Below are 21898 nucleotides of genomic sequence, written 5' to 3'. Positions count from 1 at the left end.
GGTGTTGAGGGCCTGATTCGTAGACAAATGGGAGGCGGCCGGAGATGGACGACGGACTCAAGCGGGAGCTGGAGCAGAAGGTCCGGGCGGGCGAGCGGCTGACCCGCGAGGACGGCATCGCGCTCTACGAGTCCGACGACCTGGCCTGGCTGGGCGGCCTCGCCCATGAAGTGCGTACGCGCAAGAACGGCGACGTCGTCCACTTCAACGTCAACCGTCACCTCAACATGACGAACGTGTGCACCGCGTCGTGTGCGTACTGCTCGTTCCAGCGCAAGCCGGGCGAGAAGGACGCGTACACGATGCGCATCGAGGAAGCCGTCAAGCTCGCCAAGGCGATGGAGAACGAGAACCTCACCGAGCTGCACATCGTCAACGGCCTCCACCCCAGCCTCCCCTGGCGCTACTACCCGCGCTCTCTGAGCGAGCTGAAGAAGGCGCTGCCGAACGTCTCGCTGAAGGCCTTCACGGCGACCGAGATCCACCACTTCGAGACCGTGTCGGGCATGTCGGCCTCCGAGATCCTGGACGAGCTGATCGAGGCGGGTCTCGAGTCGCTGACCGGTGGCGGCGCCGAGATCTTCGACTGGGAGGTCCGGCAGCACATCGTCGACCACAGGACTCACTGGGAGGACTGGTCGCGCATCCACCGGCTCGCGCACGAGAAGGGTCTCAAGACCCCGGCGACGATGCTGTACGGGCACATCGAGGAGCCGCGTCACCGCGTGGACCACGTGCTGCGGCTGCGTGAGCTCCAGGACGAGACCGGCGGCTTCCAGGTCTTCATCCCGCTGCGCTACCAGCACGACTTCGAAGACATGAAGGACGGCAAGATCCGCAACCGCCTTCAGGCCCGTACGACGATGGCGAGCGGCGCCGACGTGCTGAAGACGTTCGCGGTGTCGCGGCTGCTCTTCGACAACGTTCCGCACGTCAAGGTGTTCTGGGTCATGCACGGCGTGCAGACCTCGCAGCTCGCGCTCCAGCACGGCGCGGACGACATGGACGGCTCGGTCGTCGAGTACAAGATCACGCACGACGCGGACAACTACGGCACGCCGAACAAGCTCGGCCGTGAGGACCTGCTGGAGCTGATCCGGGACGCGGGCTTCCGTCCGGTGGAGCGGAACACCCGGTACGAGATCATCCGCGAGTACCCGGGCCCGGAGGCGGACCGCCGCGAGACGCCGCAGGCGATGCGGGTCTGACCCGTACGGGCGGTTGACGGCCGTTTGGGGTGTTACGCGGGGCCCGGGGGGTACCCGGGCCGCATGGCCAGTCGCACCGGGAACAGCAGCGGGTCGCCCGAGGACGCGTACACCGCCGAGCCCTTCCTGCCCGGCGGCCGCGCCGGCCTCCCCGGACTGCGCGAGGCCGCGGCCGGCTGCCGCGGCTGCCCGCTGCACCGCGACGCCACCCGGACGGTCTTCGGGGCCGGCAACGCGCACGCCCGGTTCCTGCTGCTCGGGGAGCAGCCGGGCGACCAGGAGGACCGGCAGGGTCAGCCGTTCGTCGGCCCGGCCGGCAAGGTGCTGACGCGGGCGCTGGACGAGGCCGGGATCGACCCGGACGACACGTACGTCACCAACGCCGTCAAGCACTTCAAGTTCGAGATCGTCGCCGAACGCGGCAAGCGCCGGATCCACAAGGCGCCCAACCTGCGCGAGATGACCGCCTGCAAGCCGTGGCTCGACGCCGAACTGCGGGTGGTGGACCCCGAGATCATCGTCGTACTGGGCGCGACCGCCGGGAAGGCGCTGCTCGGGACCTCCTTCCGGGTGACCAAGCAGCGCGGGATGCTGCTCCCCCTCGAAGGGCGCGGGGAGAGCGTGGTCGCCACCATCCACCCGTCCGCCGTGCTGCGCGCCGACGACCGTGAGGCGGCGTACGAGGGCCTTGTGTCCGACCTGCGGATAGCGGCGCAGGCGCTCGGATGAGCCGTTTATCGTCGAACGCATGCCGCTGACCTTCGAACTCGATCCGCGGATCGGTCCCGGCCTGCGCGACGGCATCCTCGCTCTGTGGGCGGACGTGACCAACGCGGGCGGCGCCGTCGGATTCGTACCGCCCGTGACCGCCGACGACATCCGGCCCGACTGGGGCGAGCACCTCACCGCCATGCGCGAAGGCCGTACGCGGCTGCTCGTCGGGTACGACGAGGAGGGCGCCGTCGCCGCGGCGACGTTCATCACGTACAACACCCACCGATTGAAGAAACACTGGGTCTGGCTCTACACGGTGATGGTCCACCCCACCCACCAGGGCAAGGGGTACGGGCAGGACCTGATGGGCGCGACGGAGGCGGCGGTCCGCGGTTTCGAGGGCGTCGACGCGATACGGCTGACTTGTCGCGGCGGGACCGGAGTCGACCGTTTCTACGCCTCCTGCGGTTACAAGGAGGTCGGGCGTGTGCCCGGCGCGATCCGGGTCGCGCCGGGGGACGACCGCGACGACATAGTCATGTTCCTGCCGCTGGAATGACGCGGTGGCCGCCCCTGGGGAAGGGGTCCGGGCGGGCGGCGCCGAACGCCTGTGCTTGACTGGTAGAGACCCTTTAGGTTGTCGCTGAGAAGAAGGTCCCCCCGTGAGCACCAAGCACGCAACGATTCGCTACACCGCGATGCGCCTGGGCGTTTTCGTCGGCTGCTTCTTCGCCATCTGGGGCCTGGTCCACTTCGGAGTGCTCCCGTCCGGTCTCGGCGACTCCAACCTGCTGTGGGTCCTGATGCTCGCCATCGTCGTCTCCGCGCCGCTCAGCTTCGTGCTGCTGCGCAAGCAGCGCGACGCGATGTCCGAGCGGATCGTCGAGCGCGTGGACGGCGCGAAGGCCCGGCTCGAGTCGAACCGCAACCAGGAGGACGGCGTGACCCAGTAGGGCTCAGTGGGGGTCAGTACGGTCACGTAAGGTACGTCACACTCGTCAGCCACACCAGCACCCCGGTCCCGGACACCCGTCCGGGGCCGGGGTGTTGGCGTATTCCGTGCGGGGACCGGGGTGGCGCGTACCCAAAGAAGAGCTTTGATGTTCTCAAAGTACAAGTGTTAACGTTCTCGGCATGAAGACAGCAGCCGCGCACTCCCCTGCCATGAGCGTCCCGCTCGTGCTTGTGGCGCGCCTGCATGTCGATCTCTGCCGCTGCATGTCCGCGGCCTGTCGCCGCCACATCTGACATCAGAAGCGACATCTCGCAGCGGCGACCGCCCACGGCTCCAGCACGCCCCGTGCAGCTCACGGCCGCCGCACCCACCGTCCCGTATCCCCGTACGTAATCAACGGAGTGTGTCCGTGTCCGCGAACTCCGCGACCGCGCCCGAGAAGCAGAAGACCCGCTTCCGGATATCCGACAAGTTCCCGTTCTGGGCCCAGATCATCACCGGTCTGGTCCTGGGTGTCCTGCTCGGCTGGCTCGCCCGCAGCCAGGACGTCAGCTGGCTCAAGACGACGCTGGAGCAGGTCGGCGGCATCTTCATCCAGCTGCTGAAGCTGGCCGTCGCGCCGCTCGTCTTCTTCGCGATCCTGGTGTCGATCACCAACCTGCGCAAGGTCAACAACGCCGCCAGGCTCGCCTCGCGCACGCTGCTCTGGTTCATGATCACGTCGCTGATCGCGGTCGCCATCGGCCTCACGATCGGCCTGCTCACCAACCCGGGCGCCGGTACGGGCCTGACGCCGAAGGACGGCAAGAAGCCCGAGGGCTCCGGCTCCTGGATCGACTTCCTGACCGGCATCGTGCCGACCGACATCATCACGCCGTTCACCCAACTGAACGTGCTGCAGATCGTCTTCATGGCCGCCGTCGCCGGTATTGCGGCCCTCCAGCTCGGCGAGAAGGCCGAGCCGATCCTCAAGCTCAGCAACTCCGTCCTGGAGCTGCTCCAGAAGGCCCTGTGGTGGGTCATCCGCCTCGCGCCCATCGGTACGGTCGGCCTCATCGGCTTCGCCATCGCCGACTACGGCTGGGACCTGATCAGCAAGTACGCGACCTTCACCGCGGACGTCTACATCGGCTGCGCCATCGTGCTGTTCGGCGTCTACCCGCTGCTCCTCGCGACGGTCGCCAAGGTCAACCCGATCCAGTTCTTCAAGGGCGCCTGGCCGGCCATCCAGCTGGCCTTCGTCTCCCGCTCCTCTGTCGGCACGATGCCGGTCACCCAGCGCGTCACCGAGCGCCTGGGCGTTCCGAAGGAGTACGCGTCGTTCGCCGTCCCGTTCGGGGCGACGACGAAGATGGACGGCTGCGCCGCGATCTACCCGGCGCTCGCCGCGATCTTCATCGCGCAGATCTTCGACGTACAGCTGGGCATCCAGGACTACCTGCTGATCGCCTTCGTTTCGGTCATCGGCTCGGCGGCCACCGCCGGCCTGACGGGCGCGACGGTCATGCTGACGCTCACCCTGTCGACGCTCGGCCTTCCGCTGGAGGGCGTGGGCCTGCTGATGGCGATCGACCCGATCCTGGACATGATGCGGACCGCGACGAACGTCGCGGGTCAGGCTCTCGTGCCGGTGATCGTCGCGGCCCGCGAGAAGATCCTCGACCACGACGCGTACAACTCGGCCTCGTCCTCGCCGGTCGACGAGTACGACGATGTACGTGACGCCGAGGAGAAGGTAGCCGTGCCGGTCGCCGCATGACGCATGAGCTGACCGCTGACCGCCGACCGTTGATCGCAGACCGCTGACCTTCACGGCCTGTGAACTGCCGAAGTGCCCCTGGACGCCCTGCGTTCAGGGGCACTTCGGATTCGGGAAGCGGATGCGCCGTACGATTACCGGGGAGTAGGCCGCGGTGTGCGGTGAGGCGGGCTGCGGGGTGGGAGGATCCGGGACGTGGGTGTGGGGCTGTGAAGGGCAAGCGGATGCCGCGTGCCGTGCGTGAGCAGCAGATGATGGACGCTGCCGTGCAGACCTTCGGCCAGCGGGGTTACCGGGCCGCGTCGATGGACGAGATCGCCGAGCTGGCCGGGGTGTCCAAGCCGCTCGTCTACCTGTATCTGAACTCCAAGGAAGAGCTGTTCACGGCCTGCATCCGGCGTGAGGCGAGTGCGCTGGTCGCGGCGGTACGGGCGGGAGTCGAGCCCGGAGTGCCGGCCGACCGCCAGCTGTGGGACGGGCTGCGGGCGTTCTTCACGCACGCGGCCGACAACCCGGACGGCTGGGCGGTGCTGCACAGCCAGGCCCGTACGCACGGGGAGCCGTTCGCCGCCGAGGTCGCGGCGATGCGCGAGGAGATCATCAGCTTCGTCACGTACCTGATCGGGGCCGCCGCGCGCGAGGCGGACTGCGACTCGGACCTGGCCGACCGGGAGGTGGCCGGCCTCGCTCATGCGCTGGTGGGGGCCGCCGAGTCGCTGGCGGGGTGGGGGAACGGTACGCCGGGAGTCTCGGCCAAGGAGACGGCCGCGACGCTGATGAACTTCGCCTGGGCGGGCCTTGAGAACCTCATGAACGGGCAGCGCTGGGCGCCTTCACCCCGCGTGTGACCCCGTGACGTGGAGACGGCCGTCCTGGCCGCGCAGCTGGAACGAGGCACCCGCCGCCGCGTAGGTGACGGTCGCGGGGAGCAGGACCGGCGCCCTGAAGTCGGCCCGTACGGACGTCACATCGGCGGGGTTCAGCTCGGCGACGCAGCGGGCGAACGTCCACATGCCGTGGGCGATCGCGCGCGGGAAACCGAAGAGCTTCGCCGTCAGCGGATGCAGGTGGATGGGGTTGAGGTCCCCGGAGACCACGCCGTAGCGACGGCCCAGGGTGCCGGGCAGGACCCAGGTGGTGGTGGCGGGGAGAAGTGGGGCGGGTTCGGCCGCCCTGCGGCCGGGAGCGCCGCTGCCCGCCGGTGTGCGGTGGCGGGCGAGATACGTGCTGTGCGATTCCCACGCCAGGGCGCCCGCGAGGCGCGCCTGGGTGACCATGGTGACCTCGGTGCCGCGCCGGTGCGGGCTCAATCGCTCGGCGTACACCGTCAGTTCGGGGCGGTCGTCCGGATGCATGAGGCGGTGGCGGGTGATCGCGATGCTCGTATGGACCAGGCCGGTCAGCGGGAGGGGGAAGGCGCGCCGCGTCATCACGCGCAGGGCGAGGGGGAAGCCGATGACGTGCGGGTAGGTGAGCGGCAGCGGATCGGTGCAGGGGAAGCCGCAGATGCGTGCGTACGCCGCCAACTGACCGTGGTCGATGCGTACTTCGCGGAGTGTCGGGCGGGTCGCAGGGAGGGGCGCGGTGGCGGAGACCTTGCGCTTGAGGGGGGACGTGAGCGCCCCGAGGGCGAGGAGTGGTGCGAGCGAGGTCATTGTCCGGACTCCCTGCACGGTCGTAGATTTACTCCGGAGTAAGGTTACTCAAGGGTCAGGAGTAGGTCGAGATGATGAGCCCCGCGCCCGTACAGCCACAGCCTCAGCCTCAGCCACAGCTACAGAGCCCTGAGACGACCCGAGTCGACGGCGTCGTACGGGAGGTGTCCGTTCCGGCACTCGTGCGGCCCGTTCGGCGCGGATCGCTCGCCGACATCCCGTTCGACAACGCCCGTGAGGCTCCGGCCGACCCCGTACTCGGCCGCAAGCAGAGCGACGGCACCTGGCGAGACATGACGGCGGCCGAGTTCGCCGCCGATGTGCTCGCGGTGGCCAAGGGCCTGGTCGCGGAGGGGCTGCGGCCCGGCGACCGGATCGCGATCATGTCCCGTACGACGTACGAATGGACGCTCCTCGACTTCGCCGCCTGGGCGGCGGGCCTGGTCACCATCCCTATCTACCCCACGTCCTCCGCCTTCCAGGCCCGCTGGATCCTCCAGGACTCCGGCGCCGTCGCCTGCGCCATCGAGAGCGCGGAGCAGGCCAGGGTCATCAGTCCGGAGCGCCAGCATCTCCACGACCTCGCGCACCTGTGGGAGTTCGACACGGGCGCGGTGGACCGGCTGCGGTCGGCGGGCCGGGACGTCCCCGACGCGGTGATCACCGCGCGCCGCGCCGGACTCGCCCCCGAATCGGTCGCCACACTCATCTACACGTCGGGTACGACGGGCCGCCCCAAGGGCTGCGTCCTCACCCACGCCAACTTCTTCGCCGAGGTCGACAACGCGATCGAACTGCTGCACCCCGTCTTCAAGTCGGTCAGCAAGGAGCCCGCGTCCACGCTGCTGTTCCTGCCCCTGTCGCACGTCTTCGGGCGGATGGTCGCGATCGGCTGCCTACGGGCGCGGGTACGGCTCGGGCACGCGCCGAGCATCCGGACGGAGGACCTGCTGAGCGACCTGGCCGGCTTCCGCCCGACCTTCCTGCTGGCCATTCCGTACGTACTGGAGAAGGTCTACAACACCGGCCGCGCGACCGCCGAAAAGATGGGCCGGGCCTCGTCGTTCGACCGCGCGTCCCGGATCGCGCAGCGGTACGGGCAGGCGCTGGAGGCGCGGGAGCACGGGACGGGGGAGGGGCCGGGGCTCGGCCTGCGCGCGGCCCGTGCGCTCTACGATCCGCTGGTCTACCGGCGGATCAGGGCGGCCCTGGGCGGCAGGGTGAAGTACGCGATCTGCGGCGGCTCGCCGCTCGGGCGGCGCCTGGCGTCGTTCTACGCGGGCGCCGGTATCGAGATATTCGAGGGGTACGGGCTGACGGAAACGACGGCGGCCGCGACCGTGACCCCGCCGCTCAAGCCCCGCCTCGGCACGGTCGGCTGGCCGCTGCCGGGCACGGCGGTCCGTATCGGCGACGACGGGGAAGTGCTGCTGCGCGGCGGCCAGGTCTTCAGCGGCTACTGGGACCGGGAGCGGCAGGCGCCCGTGGACGTGACGCGGGACGGGGGCTGGTTCGCGACGGGCGACCTGGGGGCGCTCGACGACGACGGGTATCTGAGCATCACCGGCCGCAAGAAGGACATCCTCATCACCTCGGCCGGCAAGAACGTGGCCCCCGCGCCGCTGGAGGACTGGCTGCGGGCGCATCCGCTGGTGGGTCAGTGCCTGGTGGTGGGTGACAACCGTCCGTACATCACGGCTCTGTTGACGCTGGAACCGGACGGGATGGGCCACTGGCGCCAGATGACGAAGAAGCAGGACGTGCCGCTGCGCGACCTGGTCGACGACGAGGATCTGCGGGCCGCGCTGCAGCGGGCGGTCGACGAGGCGAACCGGCTGGTGTCGCGGGCGGAGTCGATCCGCAGGTTCGCGGTGCTGCCGGTGGAGTTCACGGAGGAGAGCGGGTACTTGACGCCGTCGCTGAAGCTGAGGCGGGCGGCGATCGTACGGGACTTCGGGAAGGAGATCGCGGCGCTGTACGAGGGGTGAGGGGTGAGGGGCAAGTGGTCGGGGGCAGGGGTGAGGGGCGCTCGCTCGGGATGCGGGCGCCCCTCACTGTTGCTGACTGTTGCTCGTGCTACGGGCAGTCGTACGACGGACAGTCTCGTACGACGGAGGTCGTACTACGGACAGTTGCCCTGGGTCGGCTTCCCGGTGAAGCGCTCGCCGAGCCAGTCCATCGCCGGAGAGGCGCCGACTGTGACCCCGCCGATGTGGCCGAGGAGGGGGTGGGAGCGCCACTGGACGTTCGCGCCCCTGCCGCACCAGTCGGCGCGCAGCTGCTTGCCGACGGCGTACGGGATCAGCTCGTCGAGCCCGCCGTGGTAGAGGTAGACGGGGTGGTCGGGGGCGCGGGTGCCGACGTTCGACTCGATGAGCCGCTGCTGCCAGTCGGGCTGTTCGAGCGGGTTCTTGACGGTGACCTCGGAGATGCGCTGGAAGAGGCCTGCGACGGTGTCGACGGCGACGCAGTTCTTCTTCATGAAGTCGACGAAGACTCGCCCCTTGGTGTTGAGGTACTTGTCGAGCTGCAACTCGGGGAACGCGGCGTTCTGGCCGGTGGCCGCCATGAGGATCAGGCCGGCCCCGATGTTGCCGTCGTTGAAGTCGGCGACTTCGAGAAGATCGGCCGGTACGCCGCCGGTCGCTGTGCCCTTGACGTTGAGTTCGGGGGCGTACGTGTCGTGCAGTTCGGCGGCCCAACTGGAGGCCTGGCCGCCCTGCGAGTACCCCATGATGCCGACGGGCGAGGCGTCGCTCAGGCCGCTTGGAGCGGCTTGCGGGTGACGGAGGGCGGCGCGGGCGGCGTCGAGGACGGCGTGACCCTCGGCGCGGCCGACGGTGTAGGTGTGGTCGCCGGGGGTGCCGAGGCCTTCGTAATCGGTGACGACGACGGCCCAACCGCGCTGGACGGCCTGGTTGATGAGGCTGGCCTCGACGGTGGTGCCCTTGGGGAAACCGGCGCTGGGCGCGCACTGGTCGGCGAGCCCGACGGTCCCGACGGCGTAGGTGACGAGCGGGCGCGGGCCGGTTCGGGCGCCGGCGCCGGCATCGGCCTCGTTCCTGCCGTCCTTGGGGACGATGAGGGTGCCGGAGACGACGTTGGGGGCGCCCTTGGCGGTGGTGGAGCGGTAGGTGATGTGCCAGGCGTTGGTGTTGGTGGGTTGGTTGGGGAGGGGGTGGAAGGAGGTGGGGGCGGAGGTGAGGAGCTCGCCTGGGGTGGTGGTGATGGTGGCGGGCGATGGTGCGGCGGCGGTGACGGCGGCGGTGGAGGTCGGGGTGGCGGCGGTGAAGGCGAGCGCGGCGAGGGTGGTGAGGGTGGCCACCACTCTGGCTCGGATGCGATTGCGGCTCGTGTGACTCGTGCGACTCATGTGACTCATACGGCTCTCCCAACGTTCCGACGGGGGCTGGGGTCGTTGCCGAGACGGTAGTGACTGACCGGTAGGTACGGAGCTGACCGGGAAGCTCAGCTTTGCTGACCCCGGATATCAACGACGCAGGGGGCCGGCAGGGACGCGGTGGTTGCGGGAAGGGTGGGGGCCGGGCCAGCCAAATCCTTGATCGCGGGCGGCGTTGCGCGGGCCGTAGGGTGCTCGGGTGAGTTATGAGATATCGCGTAAGCAAGGCAAAAAACGGCCGACCGAACCTCAGCCTGCATGGGGATGGCGGGTCGGCGGACTGCTGCTCGGTCTCGTGATCACCCTCGTGGGTACCGGAGCGGTCCTCGTCAACGGTGTGCAGGGGGTACAGGCCACCGGACTCACAGGCACACGCGGCACGTTCACGGTGGAGTACTGCGCCGACCACAACTCCGGCGGGAAGAATTCCGAATACCAGTGCGGTGGCAAGAAGTAGGCAGGCCTTCAGGCGGGGGACGGACGGCTTCGGCGGGGGTGGGGCCTTGGCCACGAACCACTCGGGGTGCGCCCGGGGGCGTTGGCTGCGTCTGCTGAAGGGGCCGCCCTTTTCGGAAGTTTCGCGGTTGCGGGCCGGGTGTAAAGGGCGCTCCTGCGTCGCGTCGCCTACGGCGATTCCGCTCCGCTCCACCCTTGACACCCACCCCTCCACCGCTGGTTCTTTACGGGGGGCGGCCCCGGGGCCGGGCCCCGGCGCAAGCCCGTCACCGGGCCAGGCTCTCGCGGCCGACCGCCGGTGAGTGGACGGGGCGCGGCAGGTCTATGGGGTGATGCGGCCCCAGGCCAAGCGGCTGACAGGAACGGCCGCTGGTACACCACCCCCAAACCCGACGCACACACGCACCCACACCGGCGGACCGCCGACCATTCAGGGACGACCTGCAAACTCATGACCATGCGGGTGGGGCGCGACAGTTGAATGGGGCGACTCGGACGGGCTCGGCGTCCACCCCCACCGGCGGTCGGCGAAGCTACAAGCGAGTTGCTGGTGTGAGTGGGTGGTGGGGGCGCCGAGCCACGGAGGCCGGGCGTTTCGACGTGGCGGTTGCGCCGTTGGCGGCGTTCGGACGGTGTGTGTGGGTGGAAACGCTCCCGTGATGACGGGAAGCGATACGGATGGGACTGGTGGGACCCCAGGGCCGTTGGGATTCATCAAGTGTGGGGTTGGTTGCATGCAGAGTTTCCGGCCTGCGGTCACGCCTGACCAGGTCAGTCGGTCCGCAGGCCCTGGAGCAGTTGTGCCAGTGCGGCTCTGGTGTGCGTCAGGTCTTCTGGGTCGGAGGAGGAAGCCAGCCAAAGGACTGCCTCGTTCATCGCCCCTGACAGCAGATGGACCAGCGGGGCGACCGGCTGTGGGGCGATGACCCCTGCGTCGATGAGGAAGGCCAACGCGTCGGCGAGGTGGCGGGCCGAATTGGCCTCGTCCATTGCCCGCCATTGACTCCACCCCAGCACGGCGGGCCCGTCGACGAGCATGATCTGCTGGATGCCGGGATCGGTGGCAGAGGTGAGAAATTCCTGGCATCCGACGACCAGTTGCGTCCAGGGATCGTCGTGGGCATCGGCGGCAGCGGCCACGCGTCGGCCGACTTCCTGCTGCACCTCCTCCAGGATCGCGCGGAAGAGGTCCGCCTTGCCGGCGAAGTGGTGGTAGAGCGCGCCCTTGGTCACTTCGGCAGCCTGGACGATCTCCGCCAGGCCCACCGCGCCGTAACCACTTCCCGCGAACAGGCGTCTGCCTTCCCGCAACAGCGCCTGCCTGGTCTGCTCCCGCTGCTGTGCCCGGATGCCGTGCTGACTCATCCCACTCCCATTGACATACCGACGGTACGCGAATAGCTTCGCTCACATACCGATGGTATGCGAAAGAGGGCAGTCATGAAACTGACCAGCTTCTATCCCGTGATCGGCACGGCGAAGCTGCAAGAATCCCGCGACTTCTACACCCGACTGATGGGGTTCGAGACGACGTTCGAGGCCGACTGGTACGTCAGCCTGCGACGACCGGGGGATCCGGCGTACGAGCTCGCTCTCCTCGACCACACCCACCCGACGATTCCCGACGGCTACCGCATTCCTGCGCAGGGCCTGCTCCTCAACTTCGAAGTGGAGGACGTGGACGCGGAGTGGGACCGGCTCGTTACGGGCGAAGGGCTGCGTCCGGTCCTCGAACTCCGCGACGAGGCGTTCGGGCAACGGCACTTCATCGTGGCCGACCCCAATGGTGTTTTGATCGACGTCATCACACCCATTGCTCCCACCGAGGAATACTCCGAGCAGTACGCCGGCAGCTAGTGCTGTGCGGCATAGGTTCGCCGGGCTGGCGGTCGTGGCGGTTGCTGACCGACCAGGAAAGGCAGAAGCTGCAGCAGATCGTGCGTCGCGGCAGCATCAATTCGGTGCGCTACCGGCCAGCGATGATGCTGCCGGCCTCACCCGGCGGGAACCGCGTACCGGTGATCGCCCAACTGGTGGAGGTGGACGAGCTGTCAGGGACGTAATCCACCGGTTCAACGAGATCGGCCTGGCCTGCCTGGGCCCTCAGCTGGCGGAAGGCCGTCCCTGTCGACTCAACCGAGGTCCTGGACCGCTTCCCGGACCGGGTCTTCGCGTTCGACGAGTTCGGACCGCTGCCGCCCCAACGACACGGTCCATGCTTGGCCTTGGCGTAACGCCAACGCCCGCCACCGCGATGTCCTGGCCGCCGAGCGCCGAGAACGCGCCCGCGCCCACAGTGAAAAACGCGTCTGGCGACCCAACGAGGTCGCAGCATCAGCAGTCGAGGGGGCGAACAAGTGACGGACAGGTGGCTCTGGTGCCGGGTGGAGCCTCAACGCCGCGCGTGGCGGATCTTCAGCCGTCCGAATCCCATGGTCCCGGAGATCCGGATCCTCGGCCCGTCGGGGCGGGAGCGCCGCCGGGTCTTGTAGAGCGTGTCTTTCCACCCGGTGTGCAGATCCTCGACGTCGACGAACGCGTCGCGAGGCACCGTGATCCTTGCCCTGCCGGTGCCGAGCTGTAGCTCGATGTCGACTACCGGATGCTCGATGACCGCCCGGGACAGGTCCAGGTGCACCCTTCCGAATGCGGACGCGACCTTGAGTATTCGAGGTACCCGCCATGCGCCGCGCCGCCGGATGCGTCCGCCGGCGGCGGCAATCGTGGACGTGGTGCCCGCTTTCTCCTCCGGGAGCGAGGCCAGAGGCGACACGAGCTCGCTGCGTGTCTTGGCGGTGAGCACCTGGTGGAGGCGTTCGTCCAACTCCTCGTGCGGCATGTGCCCTTCGGCGTACGCCTCCTGCAGGCGCTGCACGGCCGTGTCGCGGTCGTCTTCGCTGATCAGCGACGGCGGGTCTTCCGGCAGGGAAGTCACCGTCTCACTCTAGTGCCGTGCCGACGATGCGAACACGTCAAGTCCGGTAGCACGCGCATTAATTGACGGCAGGCTGATCGCTCGTCCGCAGTCAGCTTCTCTACTGCATGGCCAACGGCCTTGCCCGGCTGCACGGACAGGGTCGGCCCTGAAATCATTTCACCCGTGCTCGCCTCGTCCGGTACGGTCGCGGGATTGTTTTCACTGCTGGGATCCCATGAGGTTCGCGCGTGGCATCCCCGGCAGTTCCCAGGCTGAGAGCAGGTTTCGTTATGGCATGTCGCATCAGTGAGCTCGTGCTCGGTTGCCACGACCCTGAGGTGCTGGCGCGGTTCTGGTGCGAGGTCCTGGACTTCGTCGTGCTCGATCGCGAGGACGACGGCACGCTGGAGATCGGGCCGCGCGAAGGGTTCGGTGGTCCGCAGCCGACGATCATCCTCAGTCGCAGGGACGAGCCGGAGAAGGGGAAGTCCCGGCTGCACATCGACGTCAACGCCACCGACCGTGATCAGGACGCCGAGCTCGAGCGCCTTCTGAAGCTTGGTGCGCGCCCGGCTGACATCGGCCAGACGGGGGAGGAGCAGTGGCATGTCCTGACCGACCCCGAAGGCAATGAGTTCTGCCTGCTCAAGGCCCGCCTCAACCCACTCTGATGCTCATCGGGTTCATCGACCAGGAAGAGCCTGAACACCGGAGACCTCGTGGCCGCCCTAGCGGTGACGAGGAGGCTTGACCTGACCGACGAGCAGTGGGCGCGGCTGGAACCGCTGTTGCCTGTGCCCACGCGGTCGGGTCGTCTGTCGCAACGTCGACTCCACGATCTGCCGGGCCCACCAGCACGCGGCCGGTGCCCGGTGTGACGGACAAGGCCAGAAGCAACCGCCGGGCGGCAACCAAACAGAGCCCGACGACCACGGCTTGGGCCGGTCCCGCGGAGGCTGGACTACGAAAATCCATCCGGCCTGCGAGCAAGGCCAACGACGGCTATAGCAATGCCTGGCGCGCCACGCGGTAGCGGAGGTAGACGACTCTTGAGCTGATAGTGCGGGTCTCGACGAGATCGAGATCTACCCGGCGCTCGCGCTGGGGAAAGAACGGAATGCCACCGCCAACCAGCACCGGGTAGACCATGGCCCGGTACTCGTCGATCAGACCCAACGCGGCCGCCTCGGCGGCGAGCGTCGCGCCGCCGATCGCGATGGCGCCCTCCCCCGGCTCGGCTCGCAACCGCTCGATCTCCTCCGCCAGGCTTCCGGAGGCCAGGCGGGCATTGCCCTGCACCGCCGACAGCGTGGTGGAGAACACCATCTTTGGGAGCGGCTTCCAGAGCGCGGTCCACTCGCGCATTGAGTCGTCGAGCGCTGGATCCTGGTCGGCGGTCTCCCAGTACAGCATCGTCTCGTACAGCCGTCGTCCCAACAGGTGGACGCCGACCTCTCGAATCTCGTCGATCCAGAAGCGAAAGACCTCCTCGTCGGGCTCCGTCCAGTCGAAGTCACCGTCCGGCCCGACGATGTAGCCGTCAAGCGATACGCCCATCGAGTAGGTCACGCTGCGCATCAGAAGTCCTCCTCTGTAACGGGTTCGACAGTACGACCGCCTGCCGCCGCAGGACTCATCCCGGCTCGCGGGATCCCCTCAGATCTCCCCGCCCCAGGCGGAGATCATCACGAAGAACGGCGATCTTTCAAAACACGGCCCAGCCGCAAAGGCGAAGGGGCGGCACGGCCCCTCGCCGGGATCAGCTGCGACTTCGGCGAGAAAGTGGCCGCGATATGTCCAGTATATTGGTGTATCGCCTGGCCGCTGCCGCCGCATGTGGCGGTTTCGTCCCGCAGACCCGCACGGCAACTCCCCCGGGGCTGGGTGCGTCCCGCCCACTCACACCGGCAACGTGCTTGTAGCTCCGCCGCCCGCCGGTGGGGGTGGACGCCGAGCCCGTCCGAGTCGCCCCATGCAACTGCCGCGTCCCACCCGCATGGTCATGAGTTCGCAGGTCGTCCCGGAACGGCCGGTGGTCCGCCGGTGTGGGTGCGTGTGCGTCGGGTTTGGGGGTGGTGCACCAGCGGCCGTTCCTGTCAGCCGCTTGGCCTGGGGCCGCACCACCCCGTAGACCTGCCGCGCCTCGTCCACTCACCGGCGGTCGGCCGCGAGAGCCTGGCCCGGTGACGGGCTTGCGCCGGGGCCCGGCTCCTTCAGCAGACGCAGCCAACGCCCCCGACCACGCCCGCCCCCCGTCTCGGCCCCGGCCGAACGCTCCGCTTCCGGTCGCCTCCACGAAGGCTACGAAGCCGAGCTTGCCGCCAACGCCGTCACCCACGGACACGTGCCGGGGTGCGACTTCGAGCTGCGCATGGTTCTCGCCGGCACGCTGCGTATCGAGGTGAGCGATACGCGTGGTGAGCGCAGACCGGAGCGGCGGCAACCGACAGCCGCCGGCGTCGTCGTCCTCGAAGCGGGCGGGCTCGGGTTGCTGCTCGTCGAATCGCTCGCCGCAGAGTGGGGCGTGTGGGACCGCCAGGTCGGCAAGACCGTTTGGGCGGAGCTGTCGGCAGGGGCAGATACGAGAGGTGACGGCCAGCCCGTTTGCGAATCGAAGCGTGTGGGTTCTCTTGGGGTGTCTACCTCGAACGTGTCCGTTCTGCCGCGTTCCCCAGTGGCCCCACCCGGTACGCCCCCGGCGTCGTCCCCGTCCAGCGGCGGAACGCCCGGTGGAAGGACGTGTCCTCGGAGAAGCCGAGCCTCGCGGCCAGTTCCGCGATCGGTTCGCGGCCTTCCGCCAGGCCCGCGATGGCCGCGTCGCGGCGTACCGCGTCCTTGAGCTGCTGGAAGGACGTCGACTCCTGCTGGAGGCGGCGGCGCAGTGTCGCCGGGCTGACCGCCAGGCGCGCCGCCGTCTCCCCGAGTGAGGGCAGCCGGGGGGACGTGCGCAGGGACTGGGCCAGGCCGTGGCGGACCTGTTCGGCCACCGTCGTGCCGTACTCGCGGCGGCTGAGGAGTTCGAAGGGGGCGCGGCTCAGCATCACGTGCAGTTCGGTCTCGTTGCGTACGAGCGGGGCCGTGAGCCAACGTGCGTCGAAGCCGACGCCCGTGCGGTCGGTGCCGAAGCTGACCGGGCAGCCGAAGAGGGTGTCGTACTCGTCCTTGTACGGGGGCGGCGCGTAGTGGAAGTCGGCCCAACGGAGGGGGATGCGGCGGCCTATCAGCCAGCTGCACAGCCGGTGCCAGATGATCAGCAGGCATTCGGTGAGGAAGCGGTCCTCGTCGCGGTCCAGGGCGTTGCGGACGGTGAACGCCGCCTCCTCACTGCCCTCGCGTTCGAGTTCCAGGTCCGGGCCGCCCGGGAACAGGCCGTAGAACGCCGTTCCGCGCTCCACCGCCGCCCCGAGGTCCCTACAGCCCAGCACCGCGCAACACATCATCGCGAACGTGCCCGGCCTGCTCGTCACGGACGCCAGGCCCAGGAATTCGTCCTGCGTGGCCCGGTACAGCGCCCGGAACAGGCCCGCGAACTGCGCGGCCGTCACGCGCGCCCGGTCGTCGCCGAGGAGGAGGGGCGGGATGCTGCCCGCCTGGAGCAGCGGCACCGTGTCGATGCCCCGGCGCTCGGCGCCGCGCAGCACGGCCCGTACGTGGTGCACGGTGATCGTCCGCTTCGCCATGGTCAACGACGGTAGCGGGAATGAGCGGCGCGGTCAGTGCCGGTGACGTTTCCCGTCATCCCCCGCGGCCCCCTGCCGTACCTAACTTCGGACGTATGAGTCGCATGAGTGGTAGTGGTGGTGGCACAAGTCCAGCTCGTCGACGGCCGGAGACCCTCGCGGTGTTCACCGAGTGGGCGGGCGCGCGGTACGGGGACCATCCGGCGCTGCGGCCGAAGGGGCTGCCGCCCGTCTCGTACGCCGAACTGCGCGACACCGTCCGCGAGATCGCCTGCGGGCTGATCGGCACCGGCACCGGCATCGGGGTCCGGGCCGGGGACCGCGTGGCGGTCCTCTCCGAGACCCGCGCTGAGTGGACGTACGCGCACTTCGCCGTGCTCGCGGTCGGCGCGGTCGTCGTCCCCGTCTATCCGACGGCCGGCGACGACGAGCTCGCCTGGGTGCTCGGTGACTCCGGAGCCACCGTCGTGATCTGCGAGAACGCCGACCGGGCGGCGCGCGTGGAGGCCGTGCGCTCCAAGACACCGGCCGTCCGGCACGTCGTACTGATGGACGATCTCCGTACGCTGCCCGGTCCCGCCGCGAGCCCGGCGGACCTGGCCGCGCGGTCCGCCGGCGTCGTGCCCGACGACCTGTCGTCGATCGTCTACACGTCGGGGACCACCGGGCTGCCCAAGGGCTGCCGCCTCACCCACGGCAACTTCGGGGCCGTACTCGAAGCCAATCTCGATCTGATCGGTGGCGGCCCGGGAGACCGTACGTACCTCTACCTGCCGCTCGCCCATCTCCTCGCCCAGCTGATCCAGCTCACGACCCTCCTGTACGGCGGCGAGCTCTGCTACTTCGGAGGCCGCATCGAGGACGTGGTGGGCGAGCTGGCCGAGGTGCGGCCGACGCATCTGCCGTCCGTGCCCCGGCTCTTCGAGAAGGTCCACTCCGTGGTGCTCTCGCTCGCCGAGTCGCAGGAGGGCGGCCGCGAGCGGTTCGAGGAGGCGGTACGGATCGGGTTGCTGGCGGCGGAGGGGCGGCTTCCGGACGAGCTGACCGGCGCGTACGAAGAAGCCGACCAGCGGCTCTACAGCCTGGTCAGAGCCGCCTTCGGCGGGGAACTGCGCTGGGCGCTCACGGGGGCCGCGCCCATCGCGCCGCAGACCATGGACTTCCTGCGGGCCTGCGGCATCCAGGTCTTCGAGGGGTACGGGATGACCGAGTCCGGCGGCGTCATCTCGCTCAACCACCCGGGCGCGGTCCGCTACGGGACCGTCGGCCGCCCCGTCACGGGCTGCGAGGTGCGGATCGCGGAGGACGGCGAGGTGCTGGCGCGCGGCCCGATGGTCTTCCCCGGCTATTACGGGAACGAGGCCGCGACGCGCGAGACGGTCGACGCGGACGGCTGGCTCCACACCGGGGACCTCGGCGCGCTGGACGCGGACGGTTACCTCACGATCACCGGCCGCAAGAAGGACTTGATCATCACGTCCGCCGGAAAGAACCTCACACCGTCGCTGGTCGAACTGGCCATCCAGCAGCAGTCGCGGCTCGTGGCGCACGCGGTGATGGTGGGCGACCGCCGTCCGTACCCCGTGGCGCTGATCACCCTGGACGCGGAGGAGGTCGCCGGCTGGGCGGCTCGCGAGGGCCGCGACGCGGGCGACCGCGAGGCCCTGCGTGCCGTGGTCCAGGAGGCGGTCGACTCGGCGAACGCGCAGGTCTCACGGCCGGCGCGGATCCGCGCCTTCGCCCTGCTCGACGAGGACTTCACGGTGGACAGCGGGGCGCTGACGCCGACGCTGAAGGTTCGGCGGCGGGCGGTCGCCACCCGGTACGCCGCCGAGATAGAGGCGCTGTACGACACCTAGAGGCGCTGTATGACACCTAGAGGCGCTGGGCGACATCGACGCCGACGCCAGAGGTGCCCGTACACAGGCAGGAGCCCCGTTCCTCGCGGAACGGGGCTCCTTGGGTACTGCTCATTCGACCGCGATCCGGTCGGCCCGGGCAACTAGACCGGGGTGACGTTCTCCGCCTGCGGGCCCTTCGGGCCCTGCGTGACGTCGAAGTTCACCTGCTGGTTCTCCTCAAGCGAGCGGAAACCAGCCGCGTTGATCGCGGAGTAGTGGACGAAGACATCCGGGCCGCCGCCGTCCTGGGCGATGAAGCCGAAGCCCTTTTCAGCGTTGAACCACTTGACGGTTCCGGTAGCCATAAGCCCTCCTATGGGCCAAAGGGTTGCCCTGCTCCAGAACCTGCAAAGAAGTCTGAAAACTACAAAAGCCTGCGGGTCACATGCTCCGCAGGCTCTGTACTGCAAGGGAAACCAAACTGCAACTTGCGGCGAGCGTAGCACGCACTCTGAGGAGAGTGGAAGAGGGAAAGATCACGTCACCCGGAAGTTTGACGGAGTCCCCCAGCAGGCCATTCGTACGTCACCGACTCGCCCCGGCAGCCCCGGCGTCGGGCCGCGCGGCGGACGGGTCTAGCCTCACGATGTGGACAATTCAACTGCTGTCGACCACCGTCGCAGCCGGCCACGTGTCGGCCACATTCAGTTCCTGAACTGCCTGCCCCTTTACTGGGGGCTGGCCCGTACCGGAGCGCTTCTCGACTTCGAGCTGTCGAAGGACACCCCTGAGCGGCTGAGCGAGCAACTCGTGCGCGGCGATCTCGACATCGCACCCGTCACCCTTGTCGAGTTCCTGCGCAACGCCGACGATCTCGTCGCCTTCCCCGACCTCGCGGTCGGCTGCGACGGCCCCGTCATGTCGTGCGTGATCGTTTCTCAGGTGCCGCTGGAGCAGCTCGACAAGGCCCGGGTCGCGCTCGGTTCGACTTCGCGTACGTCGGTGCGCCTGGCGCAGCTGCTGCTGGCCGAGCAGTACGGCGTACAGCCCGACTACTACACGTGTCCGCCCGACCTCGGGGTGATGATGCAGGAGGCGGACGCGGCCGTGCTCATCGGCGACGCGGCGCTGCGGGCCGCACTGCACGACGCGCCGCGGCTCGGGCTCCAGGTCCACGACCTGGGGCAGATGTGGAAGGACTGGACGGGGCTGCCGTTCGTCTTCGCGGTGTGGGCGGCGCGCAAGGACTACCTCGCGCGTGAGCCGGGAGTCGTGAAGAAGGTGCACGAGGCGTTCCTGACCTCCCGCGATCTGTCCCTGGAAGAGGTCGGCAAGGTCGCCGAGCAGGCCGCGCGCTGGGAGGTCTTCGACGCCGAGCTGCTGGAGCGCTACTTCACGACGCTGGACTTCCGGTTCGGACCCGAGCAGCTGGCGGGCGTACGGGAATTCGCGCGCAGGACCGGTCCGACGACCGGGTTTCCGGCCGATGTCACGGTCGAACTGCTCAGCTGAGCAGGTCGCCCCCTAGGCTGCTGGCGACAGCAATCAGCAACCAGCACGCAACAGCAAGCAGCGGGCAGGCGACGGCCACCAGTCAGCAACTGGGAGTTGGTGGTGGCGGTACGGGGGAGGGCTAGGCCATGCAGCCGCTCGACGCGGGTGATCCGCAGACCGTCGGCGCGTACCGGATCCTCGGCAGGCTCGGCGCCGGCGGGATGGGCCGCGTCTATCTCGGGCGCAGCGCGGGCGGACGTACGGTCGCCGTCAAGGTCGCGCATCCGCACTTCGCGCTCGACGAGGAGTTCCGGGCCCGCTTTCGGCGCGAGGTCGCGGCGGCCCGGCAGGTCGGCGGCGACTGGACGGCGCCCGTGCTGGACGCGGACCCGGACGCCACCGTGCCGTGGGTGGCCACCGGGTACGTCGCCGGACCCACGCTGACGGAGGCCGTCGCGGACTCCGGACCGCTGCCCGCGTACGCGGTGCGCGCGCTGGGGGCGGGGCTCGCGGAGGCGCTGACGGCGGTGCACGGGCTCGCTCTCGTACACCGGGACGTCAAGCCGTCGAACGTCATGCTGACGCTCGACGGGCCCCGGCTCATCGACTTCGGCATCGCACGCGCCACCGACGGCACCGCGTCGCTCACGTCCACCGGCGTGTCCATCGGCTCGCCCGGCTACATGTCGCCCGAGCAGATCCTCAGCAAGGACGTGACGGGCGCGGCCGACGTGTTCTCGCTGGGTGCGGTACTGGCGTACGCCGCGCTGGGCGAGGCGCCGTTCCCCGGCGACTCGTCGGCGGCGCTGCTCTACAAGGTCGTGCACGAGGAGCCGCGGCTGGACGGGCTCGACGCGCTGGACAGTGAATTGCGGGAGGTCGTCGCCGCGTGCCTCGCGAAGGAGGCGGTGAACCGGCCGTCCCCCGAGGAGGTGGCGCGGCGGCTCGCGCCGGGCGGGGCCGCGCGGCTGGTGGCGGCGGGGTGGCTGCCGGGGCCGCTGGTGGAGCGGGCCGGCCGGGCGGCGGTGCGGCTGCTGGACCTGGAACCGGCGTCGGCGCCGCCCGGGGCATCGGGGCCGGTGCCGTTCAGCAGCCCGGCGGTGGGCACGTTCGGGCCGCCACCGGCTTCGTTCGGCAGCGGGGCGGCAGCGGCGGCTGTGCCCGTCGTACCCGCGCCTCGAAGGGACGCGCACGGGGACGCACACGGAGAAGCGACCGCGACGGCCACCGATCCGGCGGGCCGCCTCTCGTTCTCGCTGACCACCATGAACACCCCCGACGACCGAGGGCGCGGCCGCCGCAGGAGCTGCACGGTGGTTCTCGCCGTCGCGGGCGCGCTGGCGGTGGCGACGGTGGGGGGCTCGATCTACCTGGGCGGGCTCGACGGGCTGGGCGGCGACAACGCCGGCGCCGACAAGGGCGGCGACCACGATACCGGCGCTGCCCCGCCGCCCGGTGTGCCCGACTCCTTCACCGGCACGTGGGAGGGGAGCATCACGGCGGGCGGCGTGGCCAGCCAGTACTCCGTCAAGATCAGCGACGGGGAGACGGGCGACGACGTGGCCCGTACGACGAACACCTTCGGCCCGCTCAGGTGCAACGGCCTGGGCGAACTGGACTCCGCCACCGCGAAGACACTCCGCATCACCGACCGTGCCGATCCCGCGCGCCCCTCCACCCCGGGCTGCGCGAGCAGCGCCGTACAGGTGACGTACACGCTGGAGAAGGACGGCACGCTGACCGTCAGGGCGGAGGGCAAGGGCACCGGGAATCCGGCGGGCACGCTGAGGCGCCTGGGCCGCTGAGCCGCCGGGGCCGC

At 69.4% G+C, this 21898-nt stretch carries 20 protein-coding genes and 3 pseudogenes; 16 read left to right on the top strand and 7 right to left on the bottom strand.

The genetic code is table 11. From position 1 onward, the window contains the following. Nucleotides 1–44: 44 nt before the first annotated feature. The 6 genes from mqnE (at nucleotide 45) to AC1P0E_RS14100 (ending at nucleotide 5484) form a co-directional block, all read left to right on the top strand. Entirely contained in the window at nucleotides 45–1208 is a 1164-nt protein-coding gene (gene mqnE, locus AC1P0E_RS14125) for an aminofutalosine synthase MqnE (protein ID WP_482742507.1), read from the top strand. A gap of 63 nt (nucleotides 1209–1271) precedes the next feature. Then, on the top strand, nucleotides 1272–1937 hold the full coding sequence (locus AC1P0E_RS14120; RefSeq protein WP_482742506.1) for a UdgX family uracil-DNA binding protein: 666 nt from the start codon (nucleotides 1272–1274) through the stop codon (nucleotides 1935–1937). 19 nt (nucleotides 1938–1956) lie between these two features. Next, the gene (locus AC1P0E_RS14115; RefSeq protein ID WP_482742505.1) at nucleotides 1957–2481 is read left to right on the top strand and encodes a GNAT family N-acetyltransferase; all 525 of its coding nucleotides are present in this window, start codon (nucleotides 1957–1959) and stop codon (nucleotides 2479–2481) included. A 139-nt stretch (nucleotides 2482–2620) separates the two neighbouring features. Beyond that, entirely contained in the window at nucleotides 2621–2875 is a 255-nt protein-coding gene (locus tag AC1P0E_RS14110) for a DUF4229 domain-containing protein (RefSeq protein ID WP_482745754.1), read from the top strand. A gap of 411 nt (nucleotides 2876–3286) precedes the next feature. Further along, nucleotides 3287–4636 (top strand): dicarboxylate/amino acid:cation symporter, encoded by a 1350-nt coding sequence (locus AC1P0E_RS14105; protein ID WP_482742504.1) that lies wholly within the window; start codon nucleotides 3287–3289, stop codon nucleotides 4634–4636. A 224-nt stretch (nucleotides 4637–4860) separates the two neighbouring features. Then, entirely contained in the window at nucleotides 4861–5484 is a 624-nt protein-coding gene (locus AC1P0E_RS14100; RefSeq protein WP_482742503.1) for a TetR/AcrR family transcriptional regulator, read from the top strand. Here the strand turns inward: AC1P0E_RS14100 and AC1P0E_RS14095 are convergent. Continuing rightward, the gene (locus AC1P0E_RS14095) at nucleotides 5470–6291 is read right to left on the bottom strand and encodes a MaoC family dehydratase (RefSeq protein ID WP_482742502.1); all 822 of its coding nucleotides are present in this window, start codon (nucleotides 6289–6291) and stop codon (nucleotides 5470–5472) included. The two genes, AC1P0E_RS14100 and AC1P0E_RS14095, sit on opposite strands and share 15 nt — an antisense overlap. A 74-nt stretch (nucleotides 6292–6365) precedes the next feature. On the opposite strand from AC1P0E_RS14095, the gene AC1P0E_RS14090 reads away from it, so the two are divergent. Further along, a complete protein-coding gene (locus AC1P0E_RS14090; protein WP_482745753.1) occupies nucleotides 6366–8279 on the top strand; it encodes an AMP-dependent synthetase/ligase in 1914 nt (637 codons plus the stop codon). A gap of 134 nt (nucleotides 8280–8413) precedes the next feature. Here AC1P0E_RS14090 and AC1P0E_RS14085 read toward each other — a convergent pair whose 3' ends face one another. Further along, on the bottom strand, nucleotides 8414–9664 hold the full coding sequence (locus tag AC1P0E_RS14085; protein ID WP_482745752.1) for a lipase family protein: 1251 nt from the start codon (nucleotides 9662–9664) through the stop codon (nucleotides 8414–8416). A gap of 322 nt (nucleotides 9665–9986) precedes the next feature. On the opposite strand from AC1P0E_RS14085, the gene AC1P0E_RS14080 reads away from it, so the two are divergent. After that, nucleotides 9987–10148 carry a hypothetical protein gene (locus tag AC1P0E_RS14080; RefSeq protein ID WP_482742501.1) on the top strand — a complete coding sequence of 54 codons (162 nt, stop codon included), beginning with the start codon at nucleotides 9987–9989 and terminating at the stop codon, nucleotides 10146–10148. 770 nt (nucleotides 10149–10918) lie between these two features. On the opposite strand, the gene AC1P0E_RS14075 is transcribed toward AC1P0E_RS14080, so the two are convergent. Next, a complete protein-coding gene (locus tag AC1P0E_RS14075) occupies nucleotides 10919–11512 on the bottom strand; it encodes a TetR/AcrR family transcriptional regulator (RefSeq protein ID WP_482742500.1) in 594 nt (197 codons plus the stop codon). A gap of 75 nt (nucleotides 11513–11587) precedes the next feature. Between AC1P0E_RS14075 and AC1P0E_RS14070 the strand changes: the two genes are divergently transcribed. Both AC1P0E_RS14070 and AC1P0E_RS14065 read left to right on the top strand, forming a co-directional pair. After that, nucleotides 11588–12004 (top strand): VOC family protein, encoded by a 417-nt coding sequence (locus AC1P0E_RS14070; protein ID WP_482742499.1) that lies wholly within the window; start codon nucleotides 11588–11590, stop codon nucleotides 12002–12004. Between the two features lie 11 nt (nucleotides 12005–12015). Then, nucleotides 12016–12284, top strand: a pseudogene (locus tag AC1P0E_RS14065) (IS630 family transposase); the annotation flags it as partial. A 255-nt stretch (nucleotides 12285–12539) separates the two neighbouring features. Here AC1P0E_RS14065 and AC1P0E_RS14060 read toward each other — a convergent pair. Then, nucleotides 12540–13082 (bottom strand): DUF1707 SHOCT-like domain-containing protein, encoded by a 543-nt coding sequence (locus AC1P0E_RS14060; protein WP_482742498.1) that lies wholly within the window; start codon nucleotides 13080–13082, stop codon nucleotides 12540–12542. Between the two features lie 272 nt (nucleotides 13083–13354). Between AC1P0E_RS14060 and AC1P0E_RS14055 the strand changes: the two genes are divergently transcribed. Together AC1P0E_RS14055 and AC1P0E_RS14050 are read left to right on the top strand one after the other, a co-directional pair. After that, nucleotides 13355–13735 (top strand): VOC family protein, encoded by a 381-nt coding sequence (locus AC1P0E_RS14055; protein ID WP_482742497.1) that lies wholly within the window; start codon nucleotides 13355–13357, stop codon nucleotides 13733–13735. 154 nt (nucleotides 13736–13889) lie between these two features. Then, a pseudogene (locus tag AC1P0E_RS14050) lies at nucleotides 13890–14045 on the top strand (IS5 family transposase); the annotation flags it as partial. Nucleotides 14046–14066: 21 nt separating this feature from the next. On the opposite strand, the gene AC1P0E_RS14045 reads toward AC1P0E_RS14050, so the two are convergent. Continuing rightward, nucleotides 14067–14642 (bottom strand): dihydrofolate reductase family protein, encoded by a 576-nt coding sequence (locus AC1P0E_RS14045; protein WP_482742496.1) that lies wholly within the window; start codon nucleotides 14640–14642, stop codon nucleotides 14067–14069. Between the two features lie 730 nt (nucleotides 14643–15372). Between AC1P0E_RS14045 and AC1P0E_RS14040 the strand changes: the two are divergent. Continuing rightward, nucleotides 15373–15639 (top strand): annotated as a pseudogene (locus AC1P0E_RS14040) (ATP-binding protein); the annotation flags it as partial. A gap of 64 nt (nucleotides 15640–15703) precedes the next feature. Here AC1P0E_RS14040 and AC1P0E_RS14035 read toward each other — a convergent pair. Further along, complete coding sequence (locus AC1P0E_RS14035) at nucleotides 15704–16744, bottom strand: AraC family transcriptional regulator (RefSeq protein ID WP_482742495.1); 1041 nt, start codon at nucleotides 16742–16744, stop codon at nucleotides 15704–15706. A 95-nt stretch (nucleotides 16745–16839) separates the two neighbouring features. Here AC1P0E_RS14035 and AC1P0E_RS14030 point away from each other — a divergent pair, with 95 nt between their 5' ends. Continuing rightward, nucleotides 16840–18603: an AMP-dependent synthetase/ligase gene (locus tag AC1P0E_RS14030; protein ID WP_482742494.1), complete on the top strand. Its 1764-nt coding sequence runs from the start codon at nucleotides 16840–16842 to the stop codon at nucleotides 18601–18603. A gap of 143 nt (nucleotides 18604–18746) precedes the next feature. Here the strand turns inward: AC1P0E_RS14030 and AC1P0E_RS14025 are convergent, their stop codons facing one another. Continuing rightward, nucleotides 18747–18950, bottom strand: a complete 204-nt coding sequence (locus AC1P0E_RS14025) for a cold-shock protein (RefSeq protein WP_014144190.1) — start codon at nucleotides 18948–18950, stop codon at nucleotides 18747–18749. A 283-nt stretch (nucleotides 18951–19233) separates the two neighbouring features. Between AC1P0E_RS14025 and AC1P0E_RS14020 the strand changes: the two genes are divergently transcribed. Continuing rightward, nucleotides 19234–20097 carry a menaquinone biosynthetic enzyme MqnA/MqnD family protein gene (locus AC1P0E_RS14020; protein ID WP_482742493.1) on the top strand — a complete coding sequence of 288 codons (864 nt, stop codon included), beginning with the start codon at nucleotides 19234–19236 and terminating at the stop codon, nucleotides 20095–20097. A 128-nt stretch (nucleotides 20098–20225) separates the two neighbouring features. Beyond that, complete coding sequence (locus AC1P0E_RS14015) at nucleotides 20226–21884, top strand: serine/threonine-protein kinase (RefSeq protein ID WP_482742492.1); 1659 nt, start codon at nucleotides 20226–20228, stop codon at nucleotides 21882–21884. Nucleotides 21885–21898 lie beyond the last annotated feature (14 nt).

This window comes from Streptomyces sp. TRD_SC_5, assembly GCF_056836825.1.
Note: the sequence above shows the minus strand (reverse complement) of the source record. Positions and strands in the feature narration are given on the sequence as shown.

Bases quoted from the DNA above. Each gene is read 5' to 3' on its own strand.
- mqnE (WP_482742507.1), top strand. From the start codon at position 45: ATGGACGACGGACTCAAGCGGGAGCTGGAGCAGAAGGTCCGGGCGGGC.
- AC1P0E_RS14120 (WP_482742506.1), top strand. From the start codon at position 1,272: ATGGCCAGTCGCACCGGGAACAGCAGCGGGTCGCCCGAGGACGCGTAC.
- AC1P0E_RS14115 (WP_482742505.1), top strand. From the start codon at position 1,957: ATGCCGCTGACCTTCGAACTCGATCCGCGGATCGGTCCCGGCCTGCGC.
- AC1P0E_RS14110 (WP_482745754.1), top strand. From the start codon at position 2,621: ATGCGCCTGGGCGTTTTCGTCGGCTGCTTCTTCGCCATCTGGGGCCTG.
- AC1P0E_RS14100 (WP_482742503.1), top strand. From the start codon at position 4,861: ATGCCGCGTGCCGTGCGTGAGCAGCAGATGATGGACGCTGCCGTGCAG.
- AC1P0E_RS14095 (WP_482742502.1), bottom strand. From the start codon at position 6,291: ATGACCTCGCTCGCACCACTCCTCGCCCTCGGGGCGCTCACGTCCCCC.
- AC1P0E_RS14090 (WP_482745753.1), top strand. From the start codon at position 6,366: ATGAGCCCCGCGCCCGTACAGCCACAGCCTCAGCCTCAGCCACAGCTA.
- AC1P0E_RS14085 (WP_482745752.1), bottom strand. From the start codon at position 9,664: ATGAGTCGCACGAGTCACACGAGCCGCAATCGCATCCGAGCCAGAGTG.
- AC1P0E_RS14075 (WP_482742500.1), bottom strand. From the start codon at position 11,512: ATGAGTCAGCACGGCATCCGGGCACAGCAGCGGGAGCAGACCAGGCAG.
- AC1P0E_RS14070 (WP_482742499.1), top strand. From the start codon at position 11,588: ATGAAACTGACCAGCTTCTATCCCGTGATCGGCACGGCGAAGCTGCAA.
- AC1P0E_RS14055 (WP_482742497.1), top strand. From the start codon at position 13,355: ATGGCATGTCGCATCAGTGAGCTCGTGCTCGGTTGCCACGACCCTGAG.
- AC1P0E_RS14045 (WP_482742496.1), bottom strand. From the start codon at position 14,642: ATGCGCAGCGTGACCTACTCGATGGGCGTATCGCTTGACGGCTACATC.
- AC1P0E_RS14035 (WP_482742495.1), bottom strand. From the start codon at position 16,744: ATGGCGAAGCGGACGATCACCGTGCACCACGTACGGGCCGTGCTGCGC.
- AC1P0E_RS14030 (WP_482742494.1), top strand. From the start codon at position 16,840: ATGAGTCGCATGAGTGGTAGTGGTGGTGGCACAAGTCCAGCTCGTCGA.
- AC1P0E_RS14025 (WP_014144190.1), bottom strand. From the start codon at position 18,950: ATGGCTACCGGAACCGTCAAGTGGTTCAACGCTGAAAAGGGCTTCGGC.
- AC1P0E_RS14015 (WP_482742492.1), top strand. From the start codon at position 20,226: ATGCAGCCGCTCGACGCGGGTGATCCGCAGACCGTCGGCGCGTACCGG.